At 69.1% G+C, this 14,722-nt stretch carries 17 protein-coding genes; all 17 read left to right on the forward strand.

Annotated features, from left to right (window positions below):
• The first annotated feature begins 1 nt into the window (after position 1).
• The 17 genes from JHD63_RS04490 (at position 2) to hisA (ending at position 14,516) form a co-directional block, all read left to right on the forward strand.
• Positions 2 to 1,480: a glutamate synthase subunit beta gene (locus JHD63_RS04490; RefSeq protein ID WP_198969542.1), complete on the forward strand. Its 1,479-nt coding sequence runs from the start codon at positions 2 to 4 to the stop codon at positions 1,478 to 1,480.
• 253 nt (positions 1,481 to 1,733) lie between these two features.
• Entirely contained in the window at positions 1,734 to 2,576 is an 843-nt protein-coding gene (locus tag JHD63_RS04495; protein ID WP_198969543.1) for an ABC transporter ATP-binding protein, read from the forward strand.
• On the forward strand, positions 2,573 to 3,361 hold the full coding sequence (gene mlaE / locus JHD63_RS04500; protein WP_198969544.1) for a lipid asymmetry maintenance ABC transporter permease subunit MlaE: 789 nt from the start codon (positions 2,573 to 2,575) through the stop codon (positions 3,359 to 3,361). The genes JHD63_RS04495 and mlaE overlap by 4 nt, the downstream gene beginning before the upstream one ends.
• Before the next feature lie 10 nt (positions 3,362 to 3,371).
• Entirely contained in the window at positions 3,372 to 3,869 is a 498-nt protein-coding gene (gene mlaD / locus JHD63_RS04505; protein ID WP_198969545.1) for an outer membrane lipid asymmetry maintenance protein MlaD, read from the forward strand.
• On the forward strand, positions 3,866 to 4,651 hold the full coding sequence (locus JHD63_RS04510) for an MlaA family lipoprotein (protein ID WP_198969546.1): 786 nt from the start codon (positions 3,866 to 3,868) through the stop codon (positions 4,649 to 4,651). The genes mlaD and JHD63_RS04510 overlap by 4 nt, the downstream gene beginning before the upstream one ends.
• A 136-nt stretch (positions 4,652 to 4,787) precedes the next feature.
• Positions 4,788 to 5,426, forward strand: a complete 639-nt coding sequence (locus tag JHD63_RS04515; RefSeq protein ID WP_198969547.1) for an MlaC/ttg2D family ABC transporter substrate-binding protein — start codon at positions 4,788 to 4,790, stop codon at positions 5,424 to 5,426.
• 5 nt (positions 5,427 to 5,431) lie between these two features.
• Positions 5,432 to 5,770 (forward strand): STAS domain-containing protein, encoded by a 339-nt coding sequence (locus JHD63_RS23890; protein ID WP_198969548.1) that lies wholly within the window; start codon positions 5,432 to 5,434, stop codon positions 5,768 to 5,770.
• A 49-nt stretch (positions 5,771 to 5,819) separates the two neighbouring features.
• Positions 5,820 to 6,761, forward strand: a complete 942-nt coding sequence (locus tag JHD63_RS04525; protein ID WP_198969549.1) for an ABC transporter ATP-binding protein — start codon at positions 5,820 to 5,822, stop codon at positions 6,759 to 6,761.
• Positions 6,762 to 6,771: 10 nt separating this feature from the next.
• Positions 6,772 to 7,530, forward strand: coding sequence for an ABC transporter permease (locus JHD63_RS04530; protein WP_198969550.1), 759 nt, complete (start codon positions 6,772 to 6,774; stop codon positions 7,528 to 7,530).
• Between the two features lie 119 nt (positions 7,531 to 7,649).
• Positions 7,650 to 7,895: a BolA family protein gene (locus tag JHD63_RS04535; RefSeq protein ID WP_198969551.1), complete on the forward strand. Its 246-nt coding sequence runs from the start codon at positions 7,650 to 7,652 to the stop codon at positions 7,893 to 7,895.
• A 3-nt stretch (positions 7,896 to 7,898) separates the two neighbouring features.
• Positions 7,899 to 9,164: a UDP-N-acetylglucosamine 1-carboxyvinyltransferase gene (gene murA, locus JHD63_RS04540; protein WP_198969552.1), complete on the forward strand. Its 1,266-nt coding sequence runs from the start codon at positions 7,899 to 7,901 to the stop codon at positions 9,162 to 9,164.
• Entirely contained in the window at positions 9,161 to 9,823 is a 663-nt protein-coding gene (gene hisG / locus JHD63_RS04545) for an ATP phosphoribosyltransferase (RefSeq protein WP_198969553.1), read from the forward strand. Before murA ends, hisG begins: the two co-directional genes overlap by 4 nt.
• 5 nt (positions 9,824 to 9,828) lie before the next feature.
• Positions 9,829 to 11,172: a histidinol dehydrogenase gene (gene hisD / locus JHD63_RS04550; protein WP_198969554.1), complete on the forward strand. Its 1,344-nt coding sequence runs from the start codon at positions 9,829 to 9,831 to the stop codon at positions 11,170 to 11,172.
• Positions 11,173 to 11,234: 62 nt separating this feature from the next.
• Positions 11,235 to 12,389 (forward strand): pyridoxal phosphate-dependent aminotransferase, encoded by a 1,155-nt coding sequence (locus tag JHD63_RS04555; RefSeq protein WP_198969555.1) that lies wholly within the window; start codon positions 11,235 to 11,237, stop codon positions 12,387 to 12,389.
• Positions 12,386 to 13,003: an imidazoleglycerol-phosphate dehydratase HisB gene (gene hisB / locus JHD63_RS04560; protein WP_198969556.1), complete on the forward strand. Its 618-nt coding sequence runs from the start codon at positions 12,386 to 12,388 to the stop codon at positions 13,001 to 13,003. Before JHD63_RS04555 ends, hisB begins: the two co-directional genes overlap by 4 nt.
• Before the next feature lie 54 nt (positions 13,004 to 13,057).
• Positions 13,058 to 13,726, forward strand: coding sequence for an imidazole glycerol phosphate synthase subunit HisH (gene hisH / locus JHD63_RS04565; RefSeq protein ID WP_198969557.1), 669 nt, complete (start codon positions 13,058 to 13,060; stop codon positions 13,724 to 13,726).
• 52 nt (positions 13,727 to 13,778) lie between these two features.
• Positions 13,779 to 14,516 carry a 1-(5-phosphoribosyl)-5-[(5-phosphoribosylamino)methylideneamino]imidazole-4-carboxamide isomerase gene (gene hisA, locus JHD63_RS04570; protein WP_198969558.1) on the forward strand — a complete coding sequence of 246 codons (738 nt, stop codon included), beginning with the start codon at positions 13,779 to 13,781 and terminating at the stop codon, positions 14,514 to 14,516.
• The last annotated feature ends 206 nt before the right edge of the window (positions 14,517 to 14,722 follow it).

Below are 14,722 nucleotides of genomic sequence, written 5' to 3' on the forward strand. Positions count from 1 at the left end.
CATGGGAAAAACCACCGGCTTCATGGAATACGAGCGCATCGAGGAGGGCTACAGGCCCGTGCCCGAGCGCCTGAAGCACTACAGGGAATTCGTCGTCGGCCTCGATGAGCCGCAGGCCAAGGTGCAGGCCGCGCGCTGCATGGACTGCGGCACGCCGTTCTGCAACAACGGCTGCCCGGTCAACAACATCATCCCGGACTTCAACGACCTGGTCTACCAGTCGGACTGGCAGAGCGCCTGGGCGGTGCTGGACTCGACCAACAACTTCCCCGAGTTCACCGGCCGCATCTGCCCCGCGCCCTGCGAGGCCGCCTGCGTGCTCAACGTGAACGACGACCCGGTCGGCATCAAGTCGATCGAGCACGCCATCATCGACCGCGCCTGGGCCGAAGGCTGGGTGGCGCCGCGCCTGGCCAAGCACAAGACCGGCAAGAGGGTGGCGGTGGTCGGCTCCGGCCCGGCCGGCATGGCCGCGGCGCAGCAGCTCGCGCGCGTCGGCCACGACGTGACGCTGTTCGAGAAGAACGACCGCGTCGGCGGCCTGCTGCGCTATGGCATTCCCGACTTCAAGATGGAGAAGTCGCACATCGACCGGCGCGTCGCGCAGATGCAGGCCGAAGGCGTCACCATCCGCACCGGCGTGGTCATCGGCGCCAAGGACGATCCGCTGGGCAAGGGCTCCAGGGTCACCAACTGGGCCAAGGAGACGATCACGCCCGGGCAACTGCAGCAGGACTTCGACGCGGTGCTGATCACCGCCGGCGCCGAGCAGTCGCGCGACCTGCCGGTGCCCGGCCGCGAACTCGACGGCATCCATTTCGCGATGGAATTCCTGCCGCAGCAGAACAAGGTCAACGCCGGCGACAAGGTCAAGGGCCAGCTGCGCGCCGACGGCAAGCACGTCATCGTCATCGGCGGCGGCGATACCGGCAGCGACTGCGTCGGCACCAGCAACCGCCATGGCGCGGCCAGCGTCACCCAGTTCGAGCTGATGCCCCAGCCGCCGGTGCAGGAAAACCGCCCGATGACCTGGCCCTACTGGCCCTACAAGCTGCGCACCAGCTCCAGCCACGAAGAGGGCTGCGAGCGCGAGTTCGCCATCTCCACCAAGGAATTCGTCGGCGAGAAGGGCAAGGTCACCGGCCTGAAGACCGTGCGCGTCGAGTGGAAGGACGGCAAGATGATCGAAGTGCCCGGCTCCGAGCAGGTCCTCAAGGCCGACTTGGTGCTGCTGGCCATGGGCTTCGTCAGCCCGGTCTCGCCGGTGCTCGAGGCCTTCGGCGTGGAGAAGGACGCCCGCGGCAACGCCAGGGCCAGCACCGATTTCGACGGCGGCTACGCCACCAACGTGCCCAAGGTCTTCGCCGCCGGCGACGTGCGCCGCGGGCAGTCGCTCGTGGTATGGGCCATCCGCGAAGGGCGCCAGGCCGCACGCGCGGTCGATGAATTCCTGATGGGCTTCAGCGATCTGCCGCGCTGATCGGGCTCCGGGCTTGTCGGCGGAAGCGGCGCCTGATCGGCGCCGTTTCTTTTTTGCTATTAAATTAATAGCTAGAAGCCCAGGTATATCATGGGCTTCACGCCTTTTTGGCGTGGATTTCTCGGCGGCGGGGCGCCTGCACGTCCGCGGCCGCGGCTTCCGTGGCAACGGCCTGGGATACATTCACCCGTGTAGGTTAAACCTGCGCCATCCCCTATGATGCCGCGCTGCCCCGTGCCTGGCCCGCTTCCTTATGGACATTCCCCCGCCCGACTCCTCTTGCCCGCCGCCGCTCGTCAGCCTGCGTGACCTCAGGTTCGGCTACGGCGAGCGCGTCATCCTGGACGGGGTATCGCTGGACATTCCGCGCGGCAAGGTCACGGCGCTGATGGGCGCCTCCGGCGGCGGCAAGACCACCGTGCTGCGGCTGATCGGCGGCCAGGTCCGCGCGCAGAAGGGCCAGGTGCTGTTCGACGGCAAGGACGTGGGCGCCATGGACCAGGCCGCGCTCTACGCGGCGCGGCGGCGCATGGGCATGCTGTTCCAGTTCGGCGCGCTGTTCACCGACCTGGACGTGTTCGGCAACGTCGCCTTCCCGCTGCGCGAGCACACCGACCTGAGCGAGGATCTGATCCGCGACATCGTGCTGATGAAGCTCGATGCCGTCGGGCTGCGCGGCGCGCGCGACCTGCGGCCCAGCGAGATCTCCGGCGGCATGGCGCGCCGCGTGGCGCTGGCCCGCGCCATCGTGCTCGACCCCGAGCTGGTGCTGTACGACGAGCCTTTCGCCGGCCTCGACCCGATTTCGCTGGGCATCGCCGCACGCCTGATCCGGCAGTTGAACGACGCCATGGCGCTGACCAGCGTGGTGGTCTCGCACGACGTGGACGAGACGCTGGCCATTGCCGACCACGTCATCGTGCTGGCGGCCGGGCGCATCGGCGCGCAGGGGTCGCCCGAGGCGATCCGTGCCAGCACCGATCCGGTGGTGCACCAGTTCATCCACGCCGAGGCCGATGGTCCGGTGCGTTTTCACTACCCGGCGCCTGAGGCGGCGCAGGATTTCGGCCCGGTCTCCGGGAGGAAGCGCCTATGAGCACGCGCTGGTGGCATCCCGCCGACGTCGGCTTCGCGGTGCGCGGCAAGCTCGCCGGCATCGGCGCGGCGGCGCGGCTGTTCTGGCGCCTGCTGGCGCGCAGCGGCACGGCGCTGCGCCGCTTCCGGCTGGTGTCCGAGCAGATCCATTTCCTGGGCAATTATTCGCTGGCGATCATCACGGTCTCGGGCCTGTTCGTCGGCTTCGTCCTCAGCCTGCAGGGCTACTACACGCTGCAGCGCTATGGCGCGGCGGATGCACTGGGGCTGCTGGTGGCGCTGTCGCTGGTGCGCGAACTGGGGCCGGTGATCAGCGCACTGCTTTTCGCCGGGCGCGCCGGCACCTCGCTCACGGCCGAGATCGGCCTGATGAAGGCCGGCGAGCAGCTCAGCGCCATGGAGATGATGGCGATCGACCCGGTCAGCCGCATCCTCGCGCCCCGGTTCTGGGGCGGCGTGATCGCGCTGCCGCTGCTGTCGGCGGTGTTCAGCGCCGTGGGCATCATCGGCGGCTGGCTGGTCGGCGTGGTGCTGATCGGCATCGACGGCGGCGCTTTCTGGAGCCAGATGCAGGGCGGGGTCGACGTGCTGCGCGACGTCGGCAACGGCGTGCTCAAGAGCGTGGTGTTCGGGCTCACCGTGACCTTCGTCGCGCTGCTGCAGGGCTACACGGCCAAACCCACGCCCGAAGGGGTCTCGCGCGCGACGACGCGCACCGTGGTCATGTCTTCGCTTGCCGTGCTCGGTCTGGACTTCATCCTGACCGCGCTCATGTTCAGTATTTGAGGGGTTATCAATGGAACGCTCCAAAAGCGATGTGTGGGTCGGCCTGTTCGTGCTGCTCGGGCTGGCAGCCGTGCTGTTCCTGTCCCTGCAGTCGGCCAACCTGCTGCGGCTCAACTTCCAGTCCACCTACACCGTGACCGCGCGCTTCGACAACATCGGCGGCCTCAAGCCGCAGGCGGCCGTCAAGAGCGCCGGCGTGGTGGTCGGCCGGGTGGACGGCATCACGTTCGATGACAAGAGTTTCCAGGCATCGGTGGCCCTGTCGCTGCAGAACCGCTACAAATTCCCCAAGGACAGCTCGCTCAAGATCCTCACCAGCGGCCTGCTCGGCGAGCAGTACATCGGCATCGAGGCCGGGGCGGACGACAAGAACCTGGAGCAGGGAGACGTCATCACCACGACGCAATCGGCCGTGGTGCTGGAGAACCTCATTGGCCAGTTTCTCTTCAACAAGGCCGAGGATGGCGGAAAACCGGCACCTGGTGCCAGTCAGGGCAGCAAGAAATGAAAAAACACGAACAATCCCCCCGCCGCGCAGCGGCAATCGCCGCCGCGCTGGCCGCCTCGATGCTGGCCGGCGGCTGCGCCACCACCGGCGCCGAAGGCCGGGCGCCGAACCCGCGCGATCCGTTCGAGCCCTTCAACCGCGGCGTCTTCGAGTTCAACGATGCGCTGGACCGCGCCGTGTTCAAGCCGGTGGCCACCGTCTACCGCGACGTCACGCCGTCGCCGGTGCGCACCGGCGTGGGCAATTTCTTCCGCAACCTGACCGAGCCCTGGTCCTTCGTCAACAACCTGCTGCAGCTCAAGGTGCGCGATGCGGGCGAAACCTGGATCCGCTTCGCGGTCAACACCGTGTTCGGCCTGGGCGGCGTGATCGACATCGCCGGCGCCGCCGACATCGAGCGGCACCCGCAGGATTTCGGCCAGACGCTGGCCTACTATGGCGTGCCGACCGGCCCTTACCTGGTGCTGCCGCTGCTCGGGCCGTCCACGGTGCGCGGCACCGCCGCGCTGCCGGTGGACACGGCGGGCAACCTGCTGGCCCACGTGCACGACGTGCCGGTGCGCAACTCGCTCTACGTGCTGCGCATCGTCGATACGCGCGCGAGCTTTCTGCGCGCCAGCGCGATCCTGGATGAAGCAGCACTGGACAAGTACAGCTTCACCCGTGACTCGTACCTGCAACTGCGCCGCAACCAGCCGCGCGGCGCGGATGAGGACGGCCGTGATGCCGGTTACGAGATCGACGACAGCCGGGTGCCGACGTTCCCGCTGAAGCTCCGGTAGGCGGGTTTCAGCCTGTTGCATCTACGCGAGGCACGGCCGGAACCCTCCATTCCATGTATGTTCGAACAGTGAAAGCCAGATCCGCGCGAGGGGCGCGGGGCGATCCAACTGTTGCAAGAAGTAAAGAGAGGTCACCATGAATCGACGTTCCCTGGGCCGCATGGCCGCGAGCCTGGCCGCCATGGCCGCACTGGCCCTGCCGCTGGCCGTGCGCGCGGCCGATGAAGCGCCGGATGCGCTGATCAAGCGCCTGTCCACCGAGACGCTGGACGCGATCAAGGCCGACAGCAGCCTGCGCAGCGGCGACGTCAGCAAGGTGATCGCGCTGGTCGACAGCAAGATCATGCCCAGCGTCAACTTCCAGCGCATGACGGCCGCCGCCGTCGGGCCGCAGTGGCGCCAGGCCACGCCCGAGCAGCGCAGCCGCCTGCAGCAGGAATTCAAGACCCTGCTGGTGCGCACCTACGCGGGCGCGCTGTCTCAGGTGAGCGACCAGAGCATCTCGGTCAAACCGCTGCGCGCCGATCCGAGCGACAAGGAGGTGGTGGTCCGCACCGAGGTCATCGGCCGCGGCGACCCGATCCAGCTCGACTACCGCCTCGAAAAGACCCCGGGCGAGGGCGCCGGGTGGAAGATCTACAACCTCAACGTGCTCGGCGTGTGGCTGGTGGAAACCTACCGCAGCCAGTTTGCGCAGCAGCTCAGCAATGGCGGCATCGACGGCCTGATCCAGACGCTGGCCAAGCGCAACCAGTCCAACGACAAGAAGAGCTGATCCCCATGGCCAAGCAGGCAGCAGCGCCAGCCGTCGCGGCGGTGGCCGACAGCCCCGCCGCGCCAGCGCAGCAGACGCTGGTGCTGCCGACCGAACTGACCCATGCACAGGCCCAGGCCTGCCTGCGCATGCTCACCCAGGGCCTCCACCCAGGGCCGCTGCCGGTGGTGGCCGATGCCTCGGCGCTGGCGAGCTTCGATTCGTCGGCACTCGCCGTGCTGCTCGCCTGCCGGCGCGAGGCGCTGTCGCTCGGGCGTGCTTTCACCGTGCGCGGCCTGCATCCGCGCCTGGCGGGTCTGGCCCGCCTGTATGGCATAGCGGAGCTGCTCCCCGCCCAGGGTTGAGCGGGTCGGACGGGCCCTGCGGCCCGAGCCCGTAAAATACCGGGCTCCCATGCCCGCGATCTCCTTCCAGTCCGTCTCCAAGCAGTATTCGACCTCCCGCGGCGTGCTACAGGCCCTCGACGGCGTCAGTTTCGACATCGCACAGGGTGAATTCTTCGGTTTGCTCGGCCCCAACGGCGCCGGCAAGACCACCCTCATCAGCATCCTCGCCGGCCTGGCCCGCGCCACCCAGGGCCGGGTCCTGGTGGACGGCCACGACGTGCAGACCGACTTCGCCGCCGCGCGCCGCACGCTGGGCGTGGTGCCGCAGGAGCTGGTGTTCGACCCGTTCTTCAATGTGCGCGAGACGCTGCGCATCCAGTCCGGCTACTTCGGCGTCAGGAACAACGACGCCTGGATCGACGAGCTGCTCGAGGCCCTGGGCCTGGCCGACAAGGCCGGCTCCGGCATGCGCCAGCTCTCCGGCGGCATGAAGCGCCGGGTGCTGGTGGCGCAGGCGCTGGTGCACAAGCCGCCGATCATCGTGCTCGACGAGCCCACCGCCGGTGTCGACGTGGAACTGCGCCAGACGCTGTGGCAGTTCATCGCGCGGCTCAACCGCGAAGGCCACACGGTGCTGCTCACCACCCACTACCTGGAAGAGGCCGAGGCTCTGTGCAGCCGCATCGCCATGCTCAAGAAGGGCCGGCTGGTGGCCCTCAATCGCACCAGCGACCTGATCCGCATGGCCGCGGGCAACGTGCTGCGCTTCAAGGTCGACGGCGAGTTGCCGCCGGCACTGGCCGCCCAGGCGCGCATCACCGGCCGCATCGTGCAACTGCCCGCGCCCGACGCGGTGGCCATCGAGCAGTTGCTGGCCGAGGTGCGCCGGGCCGGGCTCACGGTCGAGGACGTGGAGGTCCGCAAGGCCGACCTGGAGGACGTCTTCCTCGAAGTCATGGCCACCGACCTGTCCGCCGCCGGCGGCCACCGCTGGCAGTCCCCGGTATGAGGCAACGCGCATGACTGGCTGGCAAACGCTGTTCTACAAGGAAGTGCTGCGCTTCTGGAAGGTGGGCCTGCAGACCGTGGGCGCGCCGGTGCTCACCGCCGTGCTGTACCTGCTGGTGTTCGGCCACGCGCTGGAGGACCACGTGAAGGTCTACGGCACGGTGAGCTACACCGCCTTCCTGGTGCCCGGGCTGGTGATGATGAGCGTGCTGCAGAACGCCTTCGCCAACAGCTCGTCCTCGCTGATCCAGAGCAAGATCATGGGCAGCCTGGTGTTCGTGCTGCTCACGCCGCTGTCGCACTGGGGCTGGTTCGCGGCCTACGTCGGCTCCTCGGTGGTGCGCGGGCTGGCCGTGGGCCTGGGCGTGCTGGCCGTGACCGCGCTGTTCTTCGCCCGGCTGTCCTTCGTGGCACCGTGGTGGATCGTGGCGTTCGCGCTGCTGGGCTCGGCCTTGCTCGGCACGCTGGGCGTGCTCGCCGGGCTCTGGGCCGAGAAGTTCGACCAGATGGCGCTGTTCCAGAACTTCCTCATCATGCCGATGACCTTCCTCTCCGGCGTGTTCTATTCCATCGGCTCGCTGCCCCCGTTCTGGCAGACGGTGAGCCATCTCAACCCGTTCTTCTACATGATCGACGGCTTTCGCTACGGCTTCTTCGGCGTCAGCGACGCCTCGCCCTGGCTGAGCCTGGCGATCGTCGGGGGCGCCCTGGTCGCGGTCAGCGCGCTGGCGCTGCACCTGCTGCGCATCGGCTACAAGATCCGAGGTTGACCATGGTTCGCCCCCAGTCTGCGCGCCCTTCGTGTCGCTACGCCAACCCCCTTGCGGGGGCGGCACCGGCGGCCCGGCGAAGCCGGTTCCGCGGTGTTTTTCGATGAATTTCCACTTCCATGACTGCTGACGAGCTCACTTCCATCATCCGCTCCGGCCTGGCCTGCGAGCACCTGGCGCTCGAAGGCGACGGCCGGCACTGGTTCGCCACCATCGTGTCCGCCGCCTTCGAGGGCCAGCGTCCGATCCAGCGCCACCAGCAGGTCTACGCCACGCTGGGCAGGCGGCTGCAGACCGACGAGGTCCATGCGCTGTCCATGAAGACCTACACGCCCGCCGAGTGGGCCCGCGCGCAGAAGGGCTGAACCATGGACAAGCTGCTGATCCGCGGCGGCCGCCGCCTGCAGGGCGAGGTCTCGATCTCGGGCGCCAAGAATGCCGCGCTGCCCGAGATTTTCGCCGCCCTGCTGACCGCCGACGCCGTGACCCTGAGCAACGTCCCGGGCCTGCAGGACGTGAGCACCGCGCTGCAACTGTTCGAGCACATGGGCGTGCGCTCCGAGCGCGCCCCGGGCCGGCTGGTGCTGGAGGCCGGCACCCTGCCGGCGCGCGAGGCGCCGTATGACCTGATGAAGCTCATGCGCGCCTCGATCCTGGTGCTCGGCCCGCTGGTGGCGCGCTTCGGCGAGGCGACCGTGTCGCTGCCCGGCGGCTGCACCATCGGTTCGCGCCCGGTGGACCAGCATCTCAAGGGGTTGCAGGCCATGGGCGCGCAGATCAGCTTCGAGCACGGCGACATCGTCGCGCGCGCCAGGCGGCTCAAGGGCGCGCGCATCACCACCGACATGGTCACCGTGACCGGCACCGAGAACCTGCTCATGGCCGCTACCCTGGCCGAGGGCGAGACGGTGCTGGAGAACGCCGCCCAGGAGCCCGAGGTCTGCGACCTGGCCGAGATGCTGATCGCCATGGGCGCGCGCATCGAGGGCCACGGCAGCAGCCGCATCCGCATCCAGGGCGTGGAGCGGCTGCACGGCTGCAGCCACGCCGTGGTGGCAGACCGCATCGAGGCCGGCACCTTCCTCTGCGCCGTCGCCGCCGCCGGCGGCGACGTGCTGCTGCGGCATGCGCGCATCGACCACCTCGACGCCGTGGCCGAGAAGCTGCGCGACGCCGGCGTCGCCATCACGGCGGAGGAGGGCGGGGTGCGCGTGCGCTCGCCCGGCGTGGCCGAGGGCGCGCTCAAGGCGCAGACCTTCCGCACCACCGAATACCCGGGCTTCCCGACCGACATGCAGGCGCAATTCATGGCGCTCAACTGCGTGGCGCGCGGCACCTCGACCGTGACCGAGACCATCTTCGAGAACCGCTTCATGCACGTGAACGAACTGATGCGCCTGGGCGCGCAGATCCGCGTCGACGGCAAGGTCGCGGTGGTCGAGGGCGTGCCGCGCCTGTCGGGCGCCACCGTGATGGCCACCGACCTGCGCGCCTCGGCCAGCCTGGTCATCGCCGGCCTGGTGGCCGAGGGCGAGACGCTGGTGGACCGCATCTACCACCTGGACCGCGGCTACGACCGCATGGAAGCCAAGCTGCGCGGCATTGGCGCGGACGTCGAAAGGATCTCGCCGTGATCACGCTCGCCCTGTCCAAGGGACGCATCTTCGACGAGACGCTGCCGCTGCTGGCCGCGGCCGGCATCGAGGTGCTGGAAGACCCCGAGAAATCGCGCAAGCTGATCCTGCCCACCAACCACGCCGACGTGCGCGTGGTGCTGGTGCGCGCCAGCGACGTGCCGACCTACGTCGAGTACGGCGGCGCCGACCTGGGCGTGACCGGCCTGGACACGCTGCTGGAGCACCAGATGGAGGCCGCCGGCGGCGGCTCGCGCCTGTACCAGCCGCTGGACCTGAGGATCGCGCGCTGCCGCGTCAGCGTGGCGGTGCGCGCCGACTACGACTACGCCAGCGCCGTCAAGCAGGGCTCGCGCCTGCGTGTGGCCACCAAGTACCTGGGCATCGCCCGCGAATTCTTCGCCGCCAAGGGCGTGCACGTGGACCTGATCAAGCTCTACGGCAGCATGGAGTTGGCGCCGCTCACGGGCCTGGCCGACGCCATCGTCGACCTCGTCTCCACCGGCAACACCCTCAAGGCCAACCACCTGGTCGAGGTCGAGCGCATCATGGACATCAGCTCGCGCCTGGTGGTCAACCAAGCCGCGCTCAAGTTGAAGCGCGAGCCGATCCGCCGCATCGTGGACGCCTTCGCCTCCGCCATTTCCGTTGAGGCATGATTGCTATGGAACTTGTAGCTAAACCCCTGCGTCTTTCCACGGCTAGCGCCACTTTTGAGGCGGATTTCCAGGCCCGGCTGCACTGGTCGGCCGACACCGACGCCGCCATAGAGCAGCGCGTGGCCGACATCCTGGCCGACGTGCAGCAGCGCGGCGACGCCGCGGTGCTGGAGTACACCGCCCGCTTCGACGGCCTGCAGGCCCAAAGCCTGGGCGCGCTGGAGCTGACCCAGGCCGAGCTGAAGGCCGCCTTCGAGTCGCTGCCCGCCGCGCAGCGCGACGCGCTCGACGCGGCAGCGCGCCGCGTGCGCCGCTACCACGAGGCTCAGAAGAAGGCCAGCGGCGAGAGCTGGAGCTACCGCGACGAGGACGGCACGCTGCTGGGCCAGAAGGTCACGCCGCTGGACCGCGTCGGCATCTACGTGCCCGGCGGCAAGGCGGCCTACCCGTCCTCGGTGCTGATGAACGCCGTCCCCGCGCACGTCGCCGGTGTCGGCGAGATCATCATGGTCGTGCCCACGCCCCGGGGCGAGAAGAACCCGTTGGTGCTGGCCGCCGCCCATGTGGCGGGCGTCACGCGCGCCTTCACCATCGGCGGCGCGCAGGCCGTGGCGGCGCTGGCCTACGGCACGCAAACCGTGCCCAAGGTCGACAAGGTCACCGGCCCCGGCAACGCCTACGTGGCCAGCGCCAAGAAGCGCGTGTTCGGCACCGTCGGCATCGACATGATCGCCGGCCCGAGCGAAATCCTGGTGCTGGCCGACGGCAGCACGCCGCCCGACTGGGTGGCGATGGACCTGTTCAGCCAGGCCGAGCACGACGAGCTGGCGCAGAGCATCCTGCTGTGCCCCGACGCCGCCTACATCGACGCGGTGCAGGCGGCCATCGACCGCCTGCTGCCCACGCTGCCGCGCGCCGGGATCATCGCCAGGAGCCTGAACGGCCGCGGCGCGCTGATCCTCACGCGCGACATGGAAGAGGCCTGCGCCATCAGCAACCGCATCGCGCCCGAGCACCTGGAAGTCAGCAGCCGCGACCCGCAGCGCTGGGAGCCCTTGTTGAAGCATGCCGGCGCGATCTTCCTCGGCGCCTACACCAGCGAGAGCCTGGGCGACTACTGCGCCGGCCCCAACCACGTGCTGCCCACCAGCGGCACCGCGCGCTTCTCCAGCCCGCTGGGCGTCTACGACTTCCAGAAGCGCAGCAGCCTCATCGAGGTGAGCGAGGCCGGCGCCCAGATGCTGGGCCCGATCGCCGCCGAACTCGCCTACGGCGAAGGCCTGCAGGCGCACGCCCGCGCGGCCGAACTGCGCCTGAAGAACGTGCCGCCGCAGCGGGGCACGCCATGAGCGCGGCGCCGGGCCGCTCCCAAACAAGCTCGCACCGCAGTGCGCAGCACGAAGGTGCTTCAATGAGCCGCCCGCTCCAGCGCATCCGGCGCGACGTGCAGTCCATGCACGCCTATGCGGTGCAGGACGCCGCCGGCCTGCTCAAGCTCGACGCCATGGAGAACCCGCACTGCCTGCCGCCCGCGCTGCAGGCCGCGCTCGGCGCGCGCCTGGGCGCGCTCGCGCTCAACCGCTACCCGGGCCCGCGCATCGACGAGCTCAAGCGCGCGCTGGCCGCCCATGCCGGCCTGCCCGAAGGCCAGGCGCTGATGCTGGGCAACGGCTCGGACGAACTGATCTCGCTGCTGGCCATGGCCTGCGACGTGCCGGCGGAGCAGACGCCCGACGGCCTGCCGCCGGCCATCCTGGCGCCGCTGCCGGGCTTCGTGATGTACGCCATGAGCGCGGCGCTGCAAGGCCTGCGCTTCGTCGGCGTGCCGCTCACCGCCGACTTCGCGCTGGACGCCGACGCCATGTGCGACGCCATCGCCCGGCACCGGCCCGCCATCACCTACCTGGCCTATCCCAACAACCCGACCGCCGGCCTGTGGCGGGCCGATGCCATGGCGCGCGTGATCGCTGCGGCGGGTGAGGCCGGCGGCCTGGTGGTGATCGACGAGGCCTACCAGCCCTTTGCCAGCCACAGCTGGCTCGACGAAATCCGCCGCGCGCCCGAGGCGCACGGCCACGTGCTGCTGATCCGCACCCTCAGCAAGTTCGGCCTGGCCGGCGCGCGCATCGGCTACCTGATCGGGCCCCAGGCGCTGGTGGCCGAGATCGACAAGGTGCGCCCGCCCTACAACGTGAGCGTGCTCAACGCCGAATGCGCGCTGTTCGCGCTGGAGCACGCCGAGGTGTTCGCGGCCCAGGCCGCCGACATCTGCGCCGAGCGCGCCGCGCTGTCGGCCACGCTGGCGCTGCTGCCGGGCGCGAAAGTCTGGCCGAGCGACGCCAACATGCTGCTGCTGCGCCTGCCCGGCGGCGACGCGGGCGCGCTGCGGGCCTTCGAAGGGCTGCGCTCGGCCGGCATCCTGGTCAAGAACGTTTCTAAAATGCATCCCCTGCTGGCCGGGTGCCTGCGCCTGACCGTCGGCACCGCGCGCGAGAATGCGCAGATGCTCGCGGCCCTGCGGCACATCCTGGCAGCGCCCCCGCCCACCCACGCCCCGAACCGATGAGCACCCCTTCCTCCGCCGACACCCCCGATCGCATCGCCGAGGTCGCGCGCAACACCGCAGAGACCCGGATCACCGCGCGCGTCAACCTCGACGGCAGCGGGCATGCCACGCTGGCCACGGGCATCGGCTTCTTCGACCACATGCTCGACCAGATCGCCCGCCATGGCCTGATCGACCTGGAGGTGCGCGCCGAGGGCGACCTCCACATCGACGGCCACCACACGGTCGAGGACGTCGGCATCACGCTCGGCCAGGCCTTCGCCCGGGCGGTCGGCGACAAGAAGGGCATCCGCCGCTACGGCCATGCCTACGTGCCGCTGGACGAGGCCCTGTCGCGCGTGGTGGTCGATTTCTCCGGCCGCCCGGGGCTGCACATGCACGTGCCCTTCACCAGCGGCATGGTCGGCGGCTTCGACACCCAGCTCGCCTTCGAATTCTTCCAGGGCTTCGCCAACCACGCCGGCGTGACGCTGCACATAGACAACCTCAAGGGCGCCAACGCCCACCACCAGGCCGAAACCGTGTTCAAGGCCTTCGCCCGCGCCCTGCGCGCGGCACTCGAGCGTGATCCGCGCGCGCCCGGCGTCATCCCGTCCACCAAGGGCTCGCTCTAGCCTTTTTTTGCATCAAAACCGCATGAAGCCCAGGAAGGGCCTAGGCTTATAGCTATGAATAACGCAGCAAAAACCGTGGCCGTGGTGGACTACGGCATGGGCAACCTGCGCTCGGTGTCGCAGGCGGTGCAGGCCGCCGCCGCGGGCACCGGCTGGCAGGTGCGGGTCACGTCCGAGCCCGACGAGGTGCGGGCGGCCGCGCGCGTGGTGCTGCCGGGCCAGGGCGCCATGCCCGACTGCATGCGCGAGCTGGCCGACTCCGGCCTGCAGGCCTCGGTGCTCGAAGCGGCGGCGCACAAGCCGCTGTTCGGCGTCTGCGTCGGCATGCAGATGCTGCTCGACACCAGCGCCGAGGGGCCGACGCAGGGCCTGGGCCTGGTGCCGGGCGAGGTCCTGCGGTTCGACCTGGCCGGCCGCCTGCAGCCCGACGGCAGCCGCTTCAAGGTGCCGCAGATGGGCTGGAACCAGGTGTACCAGACCTCGCACGGCGGCGCGCCGCACCCGGTATGGGCCGGCGTGCCCGACGGCGCCTATTTCTACTTCGTGCACAGTTTCTACGCCCGTCCATCTGATCCCCGACACACTGCGGGCGAGGCAGACTACGGCGCGCGCTTTACCGCCGCCGTGGCACGCGATAACATTTTTGCGACGCAGTTTCATCCGGAAAAGAGCGCCGAGCACGGACTGGCGTTGTACCGCAACTTTCTCCACTGGAACCCCTGAAGCCCGCGGCCTGGCGCCGGCCCGATCCTCTGCCCTCCGTTCTGCCCCCACCATGCTCCTCATTCCCGCCATCGACCTGAAAGACGGTCACTGCGTCCGCCTGAAACAGGGGGACATGGACCAATCCACCACGTTCGGGGAAGACCCGGCCGCCATGGCCCTCAAATGGGTGGAGCAGGGCGCGCGCCGGCTGCACCTGGTGGACCTCAACGGCGCCTTCGCCGGCAAGCCGCAGAACTACGCGGCGATCAAGTCCATCCTGGCGGCGGTCGGCGCGGACATCCCGGTGCAGTTGGGCGGCGGCATCCGCGACCTCGACACCATCGAGAAATACATCGACGGCGGCCTGCGCTACGTCATCATCGGCACCGCCGCGGTGAAGAGCCCGGGCTTCCTGAAGGACGCCTGCAGCGCCTTCGGCGGCCACATCATCGTCGGCCTGGACGCCAAGGACGGCAAGGTCGCCACCGACGGCTGGAGCAAGCTCACCGGCCACGAGGTGGTCGACCTCGGCAAGAAGTTCGAGGACTACGGCGTCGAATCCATCATCTACACCGACATCGGCCGCGACGGCATGCTCTCGGGCATCAACATCGACGCCACCGTCAAGCTGGCGCAGGCGCTGACCATCCCCGTGATCGCCTCGGGGGGGCTGTCTGGCATGGCCGACATCGAGCAGCTGTGCGCTGTGGAAGACGAGGGGGTGGAAGGCGTCATCTGCGGCCGCGCCATCTACAGCGGCGATCTGGACTTTGCGGCTGCCCAGGCCCGCGCCGACGAGCTGGCCTGAGGTTTTTCCTCATCGGGCATTCAGCCCGGCACCGCGCTAAGCCCAATACTGTTCACATAGAAAAAATACAAGCATAATCCCCCTCCATCGAGACAAGGAGGGCTGGATTCCATGGCGAGAAGCCGCAAGTCACTGCCCGAGAAGGTCGACATGGCGCACCTGATCAGCACCGGGGTATTGGCCAGCGTCTGTCCCAGAGCGTTGAT

It is taken from the genome of Xylophilus sp. ASV27 (assembly GCF_016428875.1).
In the GTDB taxonomy this organism is placed as follows: Bacteria; Pseudomonadota; Gammaproteobacteria; order Burkholderiales; family Burkholderiaceae_C; genus Xylophilus.

Coding starts and splice junctions, on each gene's coding strand:
- JHD63_RS04490 (WP_198969542.1), top strand. CDS start 2: ATGGGAAAAACCACCGGCTTCATGGAATACGAGCGCATCGAGGAGGGC.
- JHD63_RS04495 (WP_198969543.1), top strand. CDS start 1,734: ATGGACATTCCCCCGCCCGACTCCTCTTGCCCGCCGCCGCTCGTCAGC.
- mlaE (WP_198969544.1), top strand. CDS start 2,573: ATGAGCACGCGCTGGTGGCATCCCGCCGACGTCGGCTTCGCGGTGCGC.
- mlaD (WP_198969545.1), top strand. CDS start 3,372: ATGGAACGCTCCAAAAGCGATGTGTGGGTCGGCCTGTTCGTGCTGCTC.
- JHD63_RS04510 (WP_198969546.1), top strand. CDS start 3,866: ATGAAAAAACACGAACAATCCCCCCGCCGCGCAGCGGCAATCGCCGCC.
- JHD63_RS04515 (WP_198969547.1), top strand. CDS start 4,788: ATGAATCGACGTTCCCTGGGCCGCATGGCCGCGAGCCTGGCCGCCATG.
- JHD63_RS23890 (WP_198969548.1), top strand. CDS start 5,432: ATGGCCAAGCAGGCAGCAGCGCCAGCCGTCGCGGCGGTGGCCGACAGC.
- JHD63_RS04525 (WP_198969549.1), top strand. CDS start 5,820: ATGCCCGCGATCTCCTTCCAGTCCGTCTCCAAGCAGTATTCGACCTCC.
- JHD63_RS04530 (WP_198969550.1), top strand. CDS start 6,772: ATGACTGGCTGGCAAACGCTGTTCTACAAGGAAGTGCTGCGCTTCTGG.
- JHD63_RS04535 (WP_198969551.1), top strand. CDS start 7,650: ATGACTGCTGACGAGCTCACTTCCATCATCCGCTCCGGCCTGGCCTGC.
- murA (WP_198969552.1), top strand. CDS start 7,899: ATGGACAAGCTGCTGATCCGCGGCGGCCGCCGCCTGCAGGGCGAGGTC.
- hisD (WP_198969554.1), top strand. CDS start 9,829: ATGGAACTTGTAGCTAAACCCCTGCGTCTTTCCACGGCTAGCGCCACT.
- JHD63_RS04555 (WP_198969555.1), top strand. CDS start 11,235: ATGAGCCGCCCGCTCCAGCGCATCCGGCGCGACGTGCAGTCCATGCAC.
- hisB (WP_198969556.1), top strand. CDS start 12,386: ATGAGCACCCCTTCCTCCGCCGACACCCCCGATCGCATCGCCGAGGTC.
- hisH (WP_198969557.1), top strand. CDS start 13,058: ATGAATAACGCAGCAAAAACCGTGGCCGTGGTGGACTACGGCATGGGC.
- hisA (WP_198969558.1), top strand. CDS start 13,779: ATGCTCCTCATTCCCGCCATCGACCTGAAAGACGGTCACTGCGTCCGC.